The sequence below is a fragment of the Alicyclobacillus fructus genome, assembly GCF_017329605.1.
Taxonomy (GTDB): domain Bacteria; phylum Bacillota; class Bacilli; order Alicyclobacillales; family Alicyclobacillaceae; genus Alicyclobacillus; species Alicyclobacillus fructus.
Genome location: NZ_JAFMTY010000069.1, coordinates 1 through 895 on the forward strand (window position 1 = coordinate 1; position 895 = coordinate 895).

Annotated in this window: 1 protein-coding gene; it reads right to left on the minus strand. The window is 49.2% G+C overall.

The genetic code is table 11. The features are described 5' to 3' along the window. Positions 1 to 9: 9 nt before the first annotated feature. A partial coding sequence (locus tag J3481_RS14345) for a cation diffusion facilitator family transporter (RefSeq protein ID WP_206832795.1) occupies positions 10 to 895 on the minus strand: 886 nt, incomplete at its 5' end.

The window sequence follows — 895 nt, forward strand, 5'->3', positions numbered from 1 at the left end:
TCTCCTTCCTCAATGATCGTCATGGTTGTCATGAATGGCATCGTTTTTACACAATATCGAATCACCATGCGGATGGGCTGCATCTTCGGGTTGGATGGTCACATGACGGATGCCCAAGTGAATGAGTTTGTGCTCGACATCTCGCAAAATGTTTTGCGTTTCTTGAACTGTCATCTTGCCATCGACGACAACATGACAAGACAGGGCGTTTCTTCCACTGGTAATGGTCCAAACATGCAAATCATGAACTTGTTGAATTCCCTTCACCGAAAGGATGGCATCGACGACTTGCGGAATTTCAATGCCAACGGGCGTGCCTTCCATTAAGACATTGACAGTCTGTCTAACGATCCGCCAAGCACCGAAGGCAATCAACAAGGCGATCAAGACGCTTAAAATCGGGTCAATCACGTACCAGCGCGTGAAGGCGATAATGATGCCGCCCATAATAACGCCTGCGGACGCCGCTGCATCACCAAGCATGTGTAGAACCGCGCTCTGTACGTTGATGTTTTCTTCATGACGCATGCCAAGTCCCAGGTACAAGTTCATAACGAGACCCACGCCTGCGCTGAGAAACATCCAGGTTGGCGTCACATGTTCCGGATGCTGAAAACGGCCGTACGCTTCCCGTAAGATCCAGAGGGTTATTAAGATCAGCGTCACACCATTGACGAAAGCAGCCAAAATACCTGCACGATAATAGCCAAAGGTCATACCCTCGTTCGCTGGCTTTTGGGACTGCTTCATCGCGTACCAAGAGAGCCCAATGGCTGCAAGGTCCGACAGCACATGTCCTGCATCAGACCACAACGCTAAGCTGTGTGAAATCCAGCCACCAAGAGCTTCGATGACCAGAATAATTAGCGTCAAGAAAAACGCGATTTTCATTTTT